We start from the raw sequence: 16018 nt of genomic DNA, 5'->3' as shown, positions 1-16018 counted from the left end.
AATCGACTGATTGCTGATTCTGTCGTCAGTTTGTTGTAAATCCACACATCTTTTTCTGGAAAATACTTTGCAGGATTAGCATTTGTCCCCCATCATTTGAAATGGAGTTTCAACTTTTCTCGCTAAGGTCCATTTTGAACGTCACTGCCTCCTTACGCCAGGCGATAACTCGCACGCCATGGTATGCAAAACGTAAAAGCTATCGTGTCCTGTTCTGGCGTGAAATCACCCCTCTTGCCGTGCCTATCTTCCTGGAAAATACCTGCGTTCTGCTGATGGGGGTTTTGAGCACCTTCCTGGTGAGCTGGCTGGGAAAAGAGGCGATGGCTGGGGTTGGGCTAGCGGACAGCTTTAACATGGTGGTGATCTCGTTCTTTGCCGCCATAGACCTGGGGACGACGGTGGTGGTGGCCTTTAGCCTCGGCAAGCTTGATCCCAAACGTGCACGCGAGGCGGCCCGCCAGTCGCTGATGATCATGACCATTTTTTCGATCGTTCTGGCGGCGGTGATCCACTATTTCGGTAAAGAGATTATCGATTTTGTCGCCGGGGAGGCCACGAACGAGGTTAAAGACCTGGCGCTGACCTACCTGGAAATGACTGTCTTAAGCTATCCGGCGGCGGCCATTGCGCTGATTGGCAGCGGCGCGCTGCGCGGGGCGGGCAACACCAAAATTCCGCTGCTGATCAACGGCGGGATGAATATCCTGAATATCATTATCAGCAGCGTGCTTATCTATGGCGTGTTCTCGTGGGAGGGGCTGGGGTTCGTCGGTGCCGGACTGGGATTAACAATTTCACGCTATATCGGTGCGGCAGCCATCATCGGGGTACTGATGGCGGGGATTACCCCCTCGCTGCGTCTGACGCTGAAAAGCTATTTCCGCCCCTTTAATTTCGCCATTATCTGGGAAGTGATGGGGATCGGCATTCCCGCCAGCATTGAATCGGTGTTATTCAACGGCGGGAAGCTGCTCACGCAGATGTTTGTCGCCGGGATGGGCACCGACGTTATCGCCGGTAACTTTATAGCCTTCTCTATTGCCTCGCTGATTAACCTGCCGGGTAACGCGCTGGGTTCGGCATCGACCATTATTACGGGTAAGCGGCTCGGGAAAGGGCAGATAGGCCAGGCGGAGCGGCAGCTGCGGCACGTGTTCTGGCTGTCGACCATTGGGCTGACGCTGATCGCCTGGGGAACCGCGCCGTTTGCCGGGCTGATGGCCTCGTTCTATACCCACGAAGACGACGTTAAAGAGGTTGTTAAGATCCTCATCTGGCTCAACGCGGCCTTTATGCCCATCTGGGCGGCCTCATGGGTATTGCCCGCCGGGCTGAAAGGAGCGCGCGATGCCCGCTTTGCGATGTGGGTATCGATGCTCGGCATGTGGGGATGTCGCGTTGTCGCGGGGTATACGCTCGGGGTGATGCTCGGATGGGGGGTGGTCGGCGTCTGGCTGGGGATGTTCCTCGACTGGGCCGTGCGGGGCGCGCTGTTCTACTGGCGGATGGTCAGCGGGCGCTGGCTGTGGAAATATCCGCGAAAGAATGCCTGACAATTGCGCGAAGTGGAGAATAATTCGGCAAACGATCGGAAATATGCATTCTGCCTTTGACATCATGGGGGAGCATCGATAATATGCGCCCCGTTCACACGATTCCTCTGTAGTTCAGTCGGTAGAACGGCGGACTGTTAATCCGTATGTCACTGGTTCGAGTCCAGTCAGAGGAGCCAAATTTAAAAAGCCTGCTTTTAAAGCAGGCTTTTTGCTTTTCTGCGCAAGGGAAATGCAAAACGGCAACCTTGTTGCCGTTTTTAGTGTGTGCACCCTCTCCCGTGGGAGAGGGTTGGGGTGAGGGCACCAGACCGCACGAAATTACACACCAATCGACGCTGTCGCTTCCACCAGCCACGGACGCGCATCGCTATTCACCAGAGGTGAAAGCACCTCGCGTACCTGCCGGTGATACGCATCCAGCCACTGCTTTTCCTGCTCGCTCAGCAGATGCAGCTCAACCTGACTTAAGTCGATCGGGATCAGCGTCAGCGAGGCAAATTTGCAGAACCCCGGACGGCTCTCCACAATCTCCACCTGATTTTCAATACGAATACCGTGGCTGTCGCCCAGATAGTAGCCCGGCTCGATAGTCATGATATTGCCCGCCACCAGCGGCCACGGATTGACCTTTTTGGCGATGCGATGCGGGTTCTCGTGGATCAGCAGCTGGTGCCCCACGCCGTGTCCCGTACCGTGATCGTAATCCAGCCCCATCTCCCACAGCGGGCGACGCGCAAACGCATCCAGCTGATGCCCCTGAGTCCCGGAAGGGAACTGCAGGGTAATGAGCGACAGAAAGCCTCTCAGCACGGCGGAGTAGTGCAGGCGCTGCTGCGGATCGACTTTCCCCCACGCCAGCGTACGCGTGGCGTCGGTGGTGCCGTTAACATACTGGCCGCCGGAATCGTTCAGGTAAAAATGGTCATGGCCGATAGGCTTATTGCTGGCCTCGCTCGAGTGATAGTGGCACATCGCCGCATTGCTCGAAGAGGCGGAGATGGTTGCAAAACTCTGCTCGATGAACCCGGGCTGCTGTTGACGGAACGCAAGCTGCTGCGCCTGCGCGTCCAGCTCGGTGAGCGGTTTTCCTGCCGCCTCGCGCCGCGGCACTTCACGGCTCAGCCAGGCGAGGAAGTTGACCCACGCGGCCCCGTCCTGGTGATGGCACTTGCGATAGCCTGCCAGCTCGACCGGATTTTTAGTCGCTTTCATCAGGGTGATGGGATCGGTCCGCCAGACAATTTCTCCCTGTGGCTCAACGGCGAAGCGCAGGGCCACCGGCGCGGAATCGGCATCAATCATCACCCGTTTGCCTTCAGCAATCTGCTGGCAGCGTTCAATAAAGGTATCCTGCGGGGCAACGGCGAACGCACTGCGCACACCGTCAGGCAGTGCGCTGAGCTTATTGTCGTTAACAAACCACTCAACGCTACCATCACGGCTGAGCAGGGCGAAGGAAAGAGGAACCGGGCTAAAGGGGATATCTGATCCACGCACGTTTAGCAGCCAGGCGATGTTATCCGGCAGCGTCACGGCGAGGAAATCAGCATTGTGTTCTGCCAGCACGGCGGCGACGCGCTGACGTTTGTCCGCGCTGCGTTCACCGCTGTGTTCAACCGGCATTTCACGGATAAGCCCCGCCGGTGCGGCAGGGCGATCGGTCCATAGCGTGTCAAACGGCGAGGCCTTCAGCGGCACCAGCTCGCACGGCGTGGCTGACAGCTGCTCAAACTCTGAATTTGTCATTAACATCGCATCAAAGCCAATGCGGGTTCCCGCCTCAACGTTTTCTGCCAGCCATTCTGCCAGCGGCTCATTGTGCAGATGGTGAATCTCAACCTCATCCGTATTGACCTGAACGCGCGCCTGAACCTGATAGCGCCCGTCGACGAACAGCAGCGCTTTGTTTTTCAGCACCAGCGCCACGCCGGCCGAACCGTCAAAGCCCGTCAGCCAGGCCAGCTTTTCGTCGTAAGGCGCGCAGTATTCGCTCTGCCAGGCATCCGCCCGCGGGACGATCATCCCGTCGAGTTGGCTGGCCTCAAGCCAGTGGCGCAGGGCAGAGAGCGGTCTTGTGCTGGACATTGTTTTTCCTTATCGTGATTAGCGGAACGGCGGCTCGTTGAAGGTGCGCAGCTTGCGCGAATGGAGCTTGTCGCCCTCCGCGCGAAGTAAATCAATTGCACGAATACCAATCTGCAGATGCTCTGAGATAGCTCCTTCATAGAAACGGTTGGCCTGGCCCGGCAGCTTAATTTCGCCGTGCAGCGGCTTATCGGAGACGCACAGCAGCGTGCCGTAAGGGACGCGGAAGCGATACCCCTGCGCGGCGATGGTGGCGCTCTCCATATCGATCGCCACCGCGCGGCTCAGGTTGAAGCGCAGCGCGGAGGCGGAGTAGCGCAGCTCCCAGTTGCGGTCATCCGTTGTGACGACCGTACCGGTGCGCAGGCGCTGTTTAACCTCTTCTCCCGGCATGCCGCTGACCTCTTTGGTGGCGTCGTACAGCGCGCGCTGTACTTCGGCGATGCTCGGGATTGGGATATCCGGCGGTAGGACCGCATCAAGCACGTGGTCATCGCGCAGATAGGCGTGGGCCAGCACGTAGTCGCCAATCAGCTGGCTTTCGCGCAGGCCGCCGCAGTGGCCAATCATCAGCCACACGTCCGGGCGCAGTACCGCCAGATGGTCGCAGATGGTCTTGGCATTTGACGGGCCAACGCCGATGTTAATCAGGGTGATGCCCTGACCGTCTGCGGTGATCAGGTGCCAGGCGGGCATCTGGTGCTTTTTCCACGCCAGGTCGGAGATCGCCTGCTCGGGGGCTTCGGTTTCAGCGGTGATCCAGATCCCGCCCGCGCAGGACAGCGCGATATACGGGCTTTCCGGGTCTAGGATCTGGCTGCAGCCCCAGCGGACAAACTCATCGACGTAACGGGTGTAGTTGGTAAAGAGCACGAACGGCTGGAAATGTTCGACTGGCGTACCGGTGTAGTGGCGCAGGCGCGCCAGGGAGAAATCGACCCGGCGGGCATCAAAATGCGACAGGGGAGAAAATTCTGCCGGATGATAAATCCCGTCGGCCGTCTCATCGCCAATCTGTGAAAGCTCGGTGGTCGGGAAGTGGCGGGTCAGCCCCGCGCTCATGGAGCGGTCAAGGGTTAACGCCGAACCGTCAATCACGTAGGGATAGGGGATCTCATGCTGGGAGGGCTCAACGGCAATGTGCGCGCCGTAATCCTGGTACAGCAGCGTGAGTTGTTCTTCAAGATACGGGCGGAACAGCGCAGGGCGGGTGACGGTGGTGCTGTAGCAGCCGGAGTGGGTAAAGCGCGCGTAGGCGCGGGTTTTGGGATTACTGCTGGCGCTGCCGTCCCAGGTCACAGAGAGCGATGGATAAACAAAAAGGCCCTCGGTTCTGGCCTTTTGGTCGGGAAGTTTCCCTGTTTCGATATATTCGCTGATGGCGCCGCGCAGCGCGTTGACGGACTGTTCATACAGCGCGTCGAGTTTTTCCAGCGCCTGAGCCGGGGTCAGGCTGGAGCCCTTATTATTCATCTCTGTCTCCTTGTTCCACAGGTGTGCGACTCTACCCGATAGTATGTCACACGCCTGTGAAACAAAAGGGAGATCAGCGGTGGCTCGTCTCTTTCATCAGCAGCGCCGTTGCCGCCGACAGCAGGCAGCCGGCGAGCAGATAAATCGCCACGCTGTGCCAGTTGCCGCCGGAGAAGGTCACCAGCGCGGCGGCAATAAACGGCGTAAATCCGCCGCCGACCACGCTTGCCACCTGGTAGCCCACGCCCGCGCCGCTGTAGCGGTAGCTTGCGCCAAACAGCTCGGTGAACATCGGCTGCTGCACGCACACCACCATGTCGTGAGCGATGTTGGCGAGCATGATGGCGAAGAAGACAATCCAGAAGATCGACTGCGCCTCCAGCGCCATAAAGAATGGCCAGGCGCTGAGGGTGCCAATCAGCGCCCCGGTGATGTAAACGCGACGGCGGCCAAACCTGTCCGCCAGCCACGCGAAGCAGGGGATTGTCAGGCAGCTGATCCCGCCGACCAGCAGGCCAATATTCAGGAACAGCTCGCGCGGCAGACCGAGATTCTGCGTCGAGTAGTTCAGGGCAAACGCGGTGACGATATACATCGTCAGCAGCTCGCACAGGCGCAGGGCGATAATTTTCAGAAAAGCGCCAGGGTGCTGAACCAGCGCTTCCATCACAGGCAGACGCTTTTTGGCGAGCGGTTTTTCCAGCTGTTGTTTTTCAAACTCAGCCGACTCCTCCATCCCGTTACGGATCCACAGCGCAGCGATGACCAGCACGATGCTGAAGATGAACGGAATGCGCCAGCCCCAGCTCAGGAACTGCTCGTCGGTAGTAAGCTGGCTGATTAGCGATACCAGCCCGGTGGAAAGCAGAAGGCCTACGCCGTACCCGACCTGTACGCCGCTGCTGTAGAACGCTTTTCTGTGCTTCGGCGCGCTCTCAACGGACAGCAGCGCCGCACCGCCCCATTCGCCGCCTACGGCGAAGCCCTGGATGGCGCGCAGGGTGACCAGCAGTACCGGTGCCCACCAGCCGATAGAGGCAAACGAGGGGAGAATACCGATAAGCGCGGTGGCGATCCCCATCATCCAGACGGTGAGCATCAGCATGCGCTTGCGGCCGAGACGGTCGCCGAAGTGGCCGAAGATCACACCCCCCAGCGGGCGAAACAGAAAGCCAACGCCGAAGGTGGCAAACGCGGCGAGCGTGCCCATCGCAGGGCTGACCTGGGGGAAGAATTCGCGGTTAAACACCAGCGCGGCGGTAATGCCGTAAAGCAGAAAATCATACCAGTCGACGACGGCACCCGCGAAGCTGCCGAGTGCGGCGCGGCGGGCACGATTGAGCGAAGGGGTCTCCTCGTTGGGACGATCGGAGATGAGGGTGGAGTCCATAGTTGTCCTGTCCGTACTAATTTTTAATTATTGGTATAAGAAAAGGTCACTCACATTGCGCCGTTATATAAACGGAACCTATGAGACTACCGCGACAAAACGCCCGAGAAAACGTTTTTATCTTTCCTGAAGGTGCTGAATAAATAAATTTCATCTTCGCCTGCAGCGAGATAATTGTGTCTTCTGGCTCCGTTACAGGTTGAATGGTTTACAGTAATAGTGACCGCGCGTGAGTTAAGCTGAGGGAATAACGATGCAACGCACCTTTTCGGCATTCTGGATGATTCTGTTTTTATTCGTCGCACCGCTTCATGCGGAGCCCAACGTCTATGGTGAACAGCGTATCAGCGGCTGGTGGAACGCGCTGACGGACGATATTTCGCAAACCTGGGAGCAGCCTCAACGTTACGATCTGTACCTGCCGTTTCTGAGCTGGCACGCTCGCTTTATGTACGACAAAGAAAAAACCGATAAGTACAACGAAATGCCGTGGGGCGGTGGCCTGGGCGTTTCCCGCTATAACGAAGAGGGCAACTGGAGCGCGCTTTTCGCGATGATGTTCAAGGACTCGCACAACGAATGGCAGCCCGCGATGGGCTATGGCTGGGAGAAGGGCTGGTATCTGGATAATGCCAAAGATTTCCGCCTTGGGCTCGGTGCTGCAGCGGGAATCACGGCGCGAGATGATTTTGCAAACTATGTACCGCTACCGTTCATTTTCCCGCTGTTCTCTGCCGGCTACAAGCGCGTTACCGTCCAGTTCACCTATATTCCTGGAACCTATAACAACGGCAACGTGCTTTTTGCCTGGCTGCGCTTAGGCTTTTAAAGGGTGATCACCTTTTTTGCCACGGCGTTAGACAATACCAGCATGGAGAAGAGAACAGAGGTGACGAACGTAAGCACAATCAGCGCCAGCTTCATACCGAGAGAGGTCACCGGTATGAGCGCCGTCAGCAGATGAAACACCGAGTAATGCACAATGTACACGCCGGTCATCGTTTTGCTGATGGCGGCCAGAATGGACTCTTTAAATTCAGCATTGCGGCGAAAGCGCACGCCGTTTGCCGCAATCACCAGCGCGATGATCAAAATGTAAATTTGAGAGCCGGTGAGAATAAAGGCGTTTCTGTCCGCCTTGAACAGCGCGAAGAAGAAGTGGCGCTCGTAAAACCAGGTGAAGAGGTAGATAAACGGGATGGCGACAACCGCCGCCCTGACCACATTTTTGCGGCTAATCCACTCGGCGACTTTCGGGTCGCAGAAGAGTTGCCCCGTCAGATAAAACAGCAGCCACGTCCACAGCCGATACTGTGGTGAAAGAGAAAGGACATGCGTTTCAGGATAAAGCGCCGATAGCAGATCGTATCCGTAGGAAAAGAGCAGCAGGGCGGCAATCGCGCCGCAGAACAGCGCTCGCCGCTGGCTGAGCCACTCCACCGCCGGGTGGAAGGTGTAAATCACCACAAACGCAAACACGAACCAGGGCTGGATTAAATAGCCGCGCTGATAGGGCTCCCACAGGTAGTAGATCGTTATCCAGAACAGAAAAACAATCACCAGGCTTTTAATTTTACCCAGCTGCCAGCGGGTGCCGTGCCGGGATTGTCCGTCGAGATAGCCCGCAACCACAAAAAACAGCGGCGTGGCAATTGTCGAGATAAAGGTTAAAAACCCCAGGATCCAGTGATAGTCATAATCATAATGATCCCAGGTATTATAGATGGTGAAGAAGGTGACCGCCGTCATACAGCCCAGCGTTTTGATAATGTTCAGCCCTGTCGCATTCATTGTTGTTTGGCTTCGTCCTTACGATGGAAACACGCATAAATCACGGGGAGTACCAGCAGCGTCAGGATTGTAGCAAATCCCAGTCCAAACATAATGACAACGGCCATGCTCTGGAAGAAAACGTCCAGCAGCAGCGGAGCCAGGCCCAGTACGGTCGTGAAAGCGGTGAGCAGGATAGGGCGCAGGCGCGAGGTGGCGGCGTACACGATCGCCTCGTGCTGGTCCTTTTGCGTTTTCTGCTGTTCGATCTCTTCCACCAGCACGATGCCGTTACGGATGAGCATGCCGCTCAGGCTCAGCAGGCCAATCAGCGCCATAAAGCCGAACGGGATACCGGTAATCAAGAATCCAGGCGTGACGCCAATCAACGCCAGCGGCACGGTCAGCCAGATGGCGACGGCATTTTTTACCGAGCTGAACATCAGTACGGTGATAACAAACATCACCAGATACCCGAGAGGTAGCGTAGTGAATAGCCCCTGCTGCGCTTCGCTGGAGTTTTCCGCGTCGCCCCCCCACTCGATGCTGTAGCCGTGTGGCAGGCTAAGGGCATCAATCTGCGGCTTCACGCGGGCGAGAATGTCCCCGGAGGTTTGCTGGCTCAGCGGGTCCGGGTCCGTCTGCACCGTCAGCACCCTCGAGCGGTCGCGTCGAAGGATGAGCGGATCTTCCCACTCCAGCGAGAAGCGGCTGACGACGTTACTCAGCGGGATATACTGCTGCCGCGTCTGGCTCCACACCAGCACGTTGTTCAGGTGATTGGCGTCCAGCCGTTCGCTCTCAGGCGGGCGCACCACGACCGGGAGCAGGTCGCTGCCTTCCCGGTACAGCCCCGCCCGGCTGCCGGAGAAGTTCATCTCCAGCGCGTTATCAACGTCCTGCTTATCTACGCCAAGCTCACGGCCCAGGGCGGCAACGTACTGTGGGCGGATCACCTTGCTGCGGTTTTGCCAGTCGTTCCTGACGCTGCCCGTGGCCGGGTCGCGGGTGAGGATGTCGTCCACCTGGCTGGCAATCAGGCGCAGCCTGTCAGGGTCGGGGCCTTTAATGCGCACCTCAATGGCGCTGTCGCCGGAGGGGCCAAACATGACGCGTTTGGTACTGGCGTTGACCTGCGGATAGTTTCGCGCGATGTACTCGTCAACGTGGCGCGTTAGGGCGGAGATGTTGCGCTGGTCGTCCATGCGCACCATGATCTGCGCATAGTTGCTGTACTGGCGCTGTCCGCTGTAGGTCAGAATGAAGCGCATACTTCCCTGACCAATGGTTGAGACGGTGGTCTCCACGCCCGGCTGGCCATTGATCGTCTTTTCAATATCGCTGGTCATTTTCTCAGTCCACTTGATATCGGTACCGTAGGGTAGCCACAGGTCGACAAAGAAAATCGGCGTATTAGACGACGGGAAAAAATTTTGCCGCACGGCGCCGAAGCCCCAGACAGAGGCTGCCAGCAGCGCAGCCATCACAATGAGCGTCGGTGCCTTATGGTGCAGCAGCGCGTTAAGCAGGCGCTGGTAGGCGCGGTAGAGGCGTTTGTCGTAAGGATCTGACTCGTCGGTTTTATCGGGCGCGCTGTCGTTTTTAAACAACCACCACTTAATCAGCACCGGGGTGAGGGTGAGCGCCGAGAACCAGCTCAGCATCAGGGAAATCAGCAGCACCTGGAACAGGGATTTACAATATTCCCCGGTGGAATCCTGCGACAGCCCGATAGGGGCAAACGCCAGTATGGCAATCACCGTCGCCCCCAGCAGCGGCAGGGCGGAGCGGCGGATGATGTAGTTCACGGCGGTCAGCAGTGGCGAGCCCTGCTGTCGGGCAATCAACACCCCTTCGACAATCACGATGGCGTTATCCACCAGCATGCTGAGGGCGATAATCAGCGCCCCGAGCGAGATGCGCTGTAGCTCAATGCCACACAGATACATAATCAGCAGCGTGCCCAGCACGTTAAGGGCGAGAGAAACCGCGATGATGATCCCGCTGCGTACGCCCATAAAGATCAGCAGCACGCCGATGACAATCGCCAGCGCCATCAGGAAGTTAATAATAAAACCGTTAACGGAGTGGCCCACTTCGGCTGCCTGATCGTAAAACAGATTTATCTGTATGCCTGCCGGTTTTTCCGCCGACATCTGGCTTAGCTTCGCCTCCAGCGCGTGGCCCACGTCGATAACGTTCACGCCGGGAATAAACGAGACGCCCATGGTGACGGCTTTTTTGCCGTTGGCATGGTAGATACTGGCCGGCGATTCGTTCAGCCCGCGCGACAGCGTGGCGATATCCCGCAGACGCGTCGCCGCCCCGGTGCCGGAAGGCGTGATGATGATATCCGCCAGTTCATCAAGATTCTCGAACTCACCGGTCGGGTGCAGGCGAATGGATTCGGTGCCGGAGGTGATTTCTCCTGCGCTGGAAACGACGTTAAGTCTGTTGAGCAGGGCGGAAAGCTGGTTCAGCGTAATGCCGCGCGCGGCCATTTTGGTCAGGGAGATATCGATGTTGACCTGTTGGCTAATCGCCCCGCCGATGGCGACCTTCGCGACGCCGGGTATCAGAATTAACTCCCGGCGCAGCTGCTCCGCATATCTCACCAGTTCAGGATTACTGAATTCATCTCCGGAAATGGCGAAGAAGAAGCCGAACACGTCGCCGAAATCGTCATTCACAAAGGGCGTGACGACGCCGGGCGGAAACTGACGCGAGGCATCGCCTACGCGGCGTCGCAGTTCATCCCAAATCTGCGGCAGCTCGTTCGAGTGATAGCGAGAAGCGATGTTAACGGTGATTTGCGACAGACCGTTTGAAGAGATGGAGCTCACGTTGTCCAGATAAGGCAGCTGCTGAAGGGCATTCTCCAGCGGAAGCGTCACCTCCTCTTCAACCTGCTGAGCGGATGCGCCGGGGTAGTGGGTGACCACCACTGCGGTTTTGATGGTAAAGGCGGGATCTTCCAGCCTGCCGATATTCAACAGGGCAAAAATACCCCCGATGCCCAGCAGCAGGATCGTTAGCCAGACGCGAACAGGGTTATTAATAAATTGACGAGAGATATCCATTACAGTCCCCGTTCACGCGTCCAGATACGTACCGGCTGGTTAGCATGGAGCTCCCCAACGCCCGCGGCCACCACGCGTTCGCCTGCCTTAAGCCCGCTGGTAATCACCACCCCTTCGGTGCTCACTTGCCCCACGCTGACCTTGCGGTCTTCGAGATGGAGCGCGTCGCCTTCGCCCGTCACGACCCAGACGTGCGGCTCGTTGCGCGGGCTGTTGTTCGGGTTAAAGACTGCCTCAACCGGTACGACCAGCGCCTGAGCGTCCGCGCCCGCCGGGAGGTTGGTTAAATTGATGGTCACCGTACCGCTTACGCCGCCGACGGCGGGAAAATCATCTGGCCGCGGCATGGTCAGTATCACCTGCCAGGTCAGGGTATTGCTGTCGCTGCTGCCCGAATGCTCTTTGTAGACGGCGGTAAATTCCCGATCCGGCATGGCGTTAATTTTCACCACGGGGCGATACTGCGCGTTGCGGATATCAAAGGCCTTAAACAGGTTTTCAGGGATACTGAACACCACGTCCAGCAGATCGGTACGGGTTAACGTGGCAATGGGCTGACCGGCAGACACCACCTGATGGTTTCGGACATGTACGCTGGCCGCCGTCCCGCTGAAGGGGGCGACGAGCGTCATCTGATTCAGCTCTTCCCGGGCAATCTGTAGCGCCGCATTCGCCGAATCGCGGTTCGCACGCTGCACGTCCATTTCTGCTTTCGAAATCGCCTGACGGCCCGCCAGCGTCTGGAAGCGATCGAACTGCCTCTGGGCCAGCGTCGCCGCCGTTTGTCTGTCGTTAACCCGCTGCTGGGCTTCACGGGCGTTCAGTCTGGCAAGCTGTTGCCCCTGCTTGATGGCTGCGCCCTGACGCACATCGAGCGCTTCAATTTGACCGGCGCGCTTGAAGGAAAGGTCTGTGGCATCGCCCGATTCAATGCGGGCGGGAAAAACGCGCTGCCGGGCGTGACCGGGAACCGTCACCTCCGCCACTTTTACCATCCTGGGCAGGGGGGCGGCTTGCTTCGGTTTCGGGTCGCACGCCGTGAGCGTTAACAAAACGAACGGTAAAAGAGAGAGGTAGCGGTTCACTGTATTCCCCTAATAAATAACTGTTTTATTTATTCCATCACCTGGACAGGGGGTGCCACTATTCTGCCAGAACAGTGACGACCATATAGGTAAATAAACCAATCGCCGTGCTGGCGATAATGGCAAGTGCAATAAACATACCCAGGCGGATCAGGCTTAAACCATACATACATTCCTCCATGAGCCGGAAGCGGTGGCTGACTATGAGCATAGTCGGCGAAAAGATAAATGTTAAATAACCATTATCAGTGGGGAAGCGCTAAACCTGATATTCCTGTGCTACGTTTAATATTATCCATCTTTTTTACCGTAGCTGGCATTAAGGGCAACCCCCTGCATTTAATGCGTTTTTTTGCTTCATTCACTCTCGTGTTGGTTATAAAAAGGATGCTCGATATGTATAAAAACATTCTCGTTCCGGTGGATGTCTACGAGACAAGCCTGGCGGATAAGGCGTTGCAGCATGCACAGTTTCTGGCGCAAAGCGCATCGGGTGACATTCATTTGCTGCACGTCATGCCCAAGTTTTCAGCCGAACTGACGCGTGGTTTTATTTCAGATGCGCGCAAAATGGATGAATATATGATTAATAATTCGAAAGAAAAGCTGTCTGACCTGGTCAAAAAAGTAAATCTGCCAGAAGAGCGTGTTCATCTCCACGTCCGTAGCGGGAATGTTCGTGATGAGGTTATTAAGCTGGCGGATGAACTTGCCGTCGGCGCGATTATTGTCGGCTCGCGAAATCCAAATATTCAAACCCATTTGTTAGGATCTGAGGCGGCAAGTATTGTTCGTTACGCTCATGTTCCTGTTTTCGTTATTCGTTAATTACAGAGAAGCAAGGTGATTTCTGAATAGAACCTGAGGAAGGAACGATGAAAACAGGAAAACCTGAACGTCCGTATTATCAACAAACCGTTGACGAAACCCTGTCGAATATTCACTCCACCCTGGAAGGCCTCAGCGGCACAGAGGCATCAGCCCGACTTCAGCAGCACGGTGAGAATGCGTTACCGCAAAAAAAGGGCAAACCCGCCTGGCTGCGCTTCCTGGCGCATTTTAACGACGTATTGATTTACGTGCTGCTGGTGGCCGCGTTGCTTAAGCTCTTTATGGGCCACTGGGTAGACATGTTTGTGATCCTTGGGGTTGCCATCATTAACGCGCTGATTGGCCATATCCAGGAGAGCAATGCTGAAAAATCGTTGCAGAGCATTCGCAATATGCTCTCCAGCGAAGCCGTGGTGGTACGACAGGGGAATCATGAAACGATCCCCACTACGGCGCTGGTCCCGGGAGATATCGTGGTGATCCGCGCCGGGGATCGTATCCCTGCGGACCTGCGCGTGATTGAAGCGCATAACCTTCGCGTGGAGGAGGCCATCCTGACCGGCGAATCCACCGTTGTTGAGAAAAACAGCGATGCGTTAAGCGGGGAACTGCCCTTAGGTGACCGGTATAATCTGCTCTACTCGGGCACCACCGTCAGCTCCGGCGGCGGTAAAGGCGTTGTGGTAGCAACCGGGGGGGAGACCGAGCTGGGCCACATCAATCAGATGATGTCCGACATTGAAAAGCACCGCACGCCGCTGATGGTGCAGATGGACAAGCTCGGTAAGACCATCTTCATCACTATCCTGGTGATGATGGTGGCGCTGTTTGTCTTTAGCCTCCTGTTCCGGGATATGCCGGTTTCTGAACTGGTGCTGTCGCTTATCAGCCTCGCCGTTGCCGCCGTGCCGGAAGGCCTGCCGGCCATCATCTCCATCATCCTTTCGCTTGGCGTACAGGCCATGGCGCGCCGCAAGGCCATCATTCGCAAGCTGCCTACGGTTGAAACGCTGGGGGCGATGACGGTCATCTGTTCGGATAAAACCGGCACCCTGACGATGAATGAAATGACGGTCAAAGCGGTGATAACCGCTGACACGACCTATCGCGTGGAGGGCGACAGCTACGAACCGGTGGGGAATATTCACCCCGTAGATGACCCAACGCCCGTCAGCGTGACGCAGGGTTCCCTGCTGGAACGCTACCTGCGCACCATTGACCTTTGTAATGACAGCCAGCTGATCAAAGACGAGCAGGGGCTGTGGAAAATCACCGGGGGCCCAACCGAGGGCGCGCTGAAGGTGCTGGCGGCGAAAATCCCGCTCCCTCCGGTCGATACCGAAATGCGCAGCAAAATCCCGTTTGATTCACAGTATAAATACATGTCCACCCTGTACCGGCTGGGTGATGAAGAGGTGATTTTAATCACCGGCGCGCCGGACGTCCTGTTCCGCCTCTGCCAGTACCAGCAGACGAATGACGGGCTGCAGCCGTTCGATCAGCCTTACTGGGAAGGGAAGATTGAAGAGTATGCCCGGGAAGGTCTGCGCATGGTGGCCGCGGCCTGGAAACCTGCCCGCGAGGGGCAACGCGAGCTGGATCACCCGGACCTGCATGACGGCGTGATCCTGCTGGGCATTGCCGGAATGATGGATCCGCCGCGTCCGGAGGCCATTACCGCCATTGCCGACTGTCTGCAGGCCGGGATCCGCGTGAAAATGATCACCGGCGACCACCCGCAAACGGCCATGAGCATTGGGCAAATGTTGGGGATTGGTAACGCCGCAAGCGCTGTTACCGGACGTGAGCTGGAGGCGATGGACGATCGTCAGCTGAGCGACGCCGCGCAGCAGTACGATATTTTCGCCCGAACCAGCCCGGAGGATAAATTCCGCCTTGTGCAGGCCCTGCAAAGTAAGCAGGAAGTCGTGGGCATGACCGGGGATGGCGTAAATGATGCCCCGGCGCTCAAGCGGGCGGATGTGGGTATCGCCATGGGGATTAAGGGGACGGAAGTGACCAAGGAGGCCGCCGACATGGTGTTAACGGATGACAACTTTGCCACCATTGCCAGCGCGGTGCACGAGGGACGCCGGGTTTACGACAACCTGAAAAAGACCATTCTGTTCGTTATCCCCAGCAACATCGCGCAGGCTCTGCTGATCATCATCGCGCTGCTGGCGGGGAACCTGATCCCGCTGACGCCGGTCCTGATCCTGTGGATGAACATGGCCACGTCAGCAACGCTGTCGTTTGGCCTGGCGTTTGAAGCGGGTGAGAAGGACATCATGAACCGGCCACCGCGCAAGGCTAATCTCCATGTGATGGACGGCTATGCCATCTGGCGCGTGGTGTTTGTCGGTCTGATGATTGCCATTAGCGCCTTCGTGCTGGAAGCCTGGCTACAGCCGCGCGGCTATTCGGCGGAATTTATCCGCACCGTGCTGCTGCAAACCCTGGTGACCGCGCAGTGGTTCTACATGCTTAACTGCCGCGTGAATGACGGCTTCTCGCTGAGCAAAGGCCTGCTGGCGAATAAAGGGATTTGGATCGTGAGCGGCGTACTGCTGGCGCTACAGCTTCTTATCATTTACGCACCGTTCATGCAGATGCTGTTTGGCACCGAAGCGCTGCCGTTCCGCTACTGGGTCATCACCTTCCTGATTGGTTTTGTGATGTTCCTTATTGTCGAGGCGGAGAAAGTGCTGACGCGCAGGTGGCGCAAAACCGAAGCGTAATAGCGTA

At 57.1% G+C, this 16018-nt stretch carries 10 protein-coding genes and 1 tRNA gene; 5 read left to right on the top strand and 6 right to left on the bottom strand.

Annotated features, from left to right (window positions below; all coding sequences use genetic code 11):
• Positions 1-101: 101 nt before the first annotated feature.
• Together emmdR and SPG90_RS09945 are read left to right on the top strand one after the other, a co-directional pair.
• The gene (emmdR, locus tag SPG90_RS09950; protein WP_123244567.1) at positions 102-1556 is read left to right on the top strand and encodes a multidrug efflux MATE transporter EmmdR; all 1455 of its coding nucleotides are present in this window, start codon (positions 102-104) and stop codon (positions 1554-1556) included.
• Positions 1557-1659: 103 nt separating this feature from the next.
• A tRNA-Asn gene (locus SPG90_RS09945) sits at positions 1660-1735 on the top strand.
• 142 nt (positions 1736-1877) lie between these two features.
• Here SPG90_RS09945 and SPG90_RS09940 read toward each other — a convergent pair.
• The 3 genes from SPG90_RS09940 to shiA all read right to left on the bottom strand — a co-directional run bounded on the left by SPG90_RS09940 (position 1878) and on the right by shiA (position 6507).
• Positions 1878-3644, bottom strand: coding sequence for an aminopeptidase P family protein (locus SPG90_RS09940; protein WP_322408108.1), 1767 nt, complete (start codon positions 3642-3644; stop codon positions 1878-1880).
• An 18-nt stretch (positions 3645-3662) separates the two neighbouring features.
• Positions 3663-5117, bottom strand: coding sequence for an AMP nucleosidase (locus SPG90_RS09935; RefSeq protein WP_023312354.1), 1455 nt, complete (start codon positions 5115-5117; stop codon positions 3663-3665).
• 73 nt (positions 5118-5190) lie between these two features.
• On the bottom strand, positions 5191-6507 hold the full coding sequence (gene shiA, locus SPG90_RS09930) for a shikimate transporter (protein WP_045403105.1): 1317 nt from the start codon (positions 6505-6507) through the stop codon (positions 5191-5193).
• A 253-nt stretch (positions 6508-6760) separates the two neighbouring features.
• On the opposite strand from shiA, the gene pagP reads away from it, so the two are divergent.
• Entirely contained in the window at positions 6761-7336 is a 576-nt protein-coding gene (gene pagP / locus SPG90_RS09925) for a lipid IV(A) palmitoyltransferase PagP (protein WP_045403108.1), read from the top strand.
• On the opposite strand, the gene SPG90_RS09920 is transcribed toward pagP, so the two are convergent.
• From SPG90_RS09920 to SPG90_RS09910, 3 genes are read right to left on the bottom strand one after another with little or no spacing between them, the layout of a single operon-like run.
• A complete protein-coding gene (locus SPG90_RS09920) occupies positions 7333-8298 on the bottom strand; it encodes an acyltransferase (RefSeq protein ID WP_045403111.1) in 966 nt (321 codons plus the stop codon). The two genes, pagP and SPG90_RS09920, sit on opposite strands and share 4 nt — an antisense overlap.
• Positions 8295-11357, bottom strand: a complete 3063-nt coding sequence (locus SPG90_RS09915) for an efflux RND transporter permease subunit (RefSeq protein ID WP_045403114.1) — start codon at positions 11355-11357, stop codon at positions 8295-8297. Before SPG90_RS09915 ends, SPG90_RS09920 begins: the two co-directional genes overlap by 4 nt.
• On the bottom strand, positions 11357-12442 hold the full coding sequence (locus tag SPG90_RS09910; protein ID WP_047173638.1) for an efflux RND transporter periplasmic adaptor subunit: 1086 nt from the start codon (positions 12440-12442) through the stop codon (positions 11357-11359). Before SPG90_RS09910 ends, SPG90_RS09915 begins: the two co-directional genes overlap by 1 nt.
• Before the next feature lie 396 nt (positions 12443-12838).
• Between SPG90_RS09910 and SPG90_RS09905 the strand changes: the two genes are divergently transcribed.
• Positions 12839-13270, top strand: a complete 432-nt coding sequence (locus SPG90_RS09905) for a universal stress protein (RefSeq protein ID WP_029741859.1) — start codon at positions 12839-12841, stop codon at positions 13268-13270.
• 47 nt (positions 13271-13317) lie between these two features.
• A complete protein-coding gene (locus SPG90_RS09900; protein WP_045620731.1) occupies positions 13318-16011 on the top strand; it encodes a cation-transporting P-type ATPase in 2694 nt (897 codons plus the stop codon).
• Positions 16012-16018 lie beyond the last annotated feature (7 nt).

It is taken from the genome of Enterobacter sp. D2, assembly GCF_034427575.1.
In the GTDB taxonomy this organism is placed as follows: Bacteria; Pseudomonadota; Gammaproteobacteria; order Enterobacterales; family Enterobacteriaceae; genus Enterobacter; species Enterobacter cloacae_M.
The sequence above is the reverse complement of the archived record's forward strand: the minus strand, read 5'-3'. Positions and strand labels throughout refer to the sequence as shown.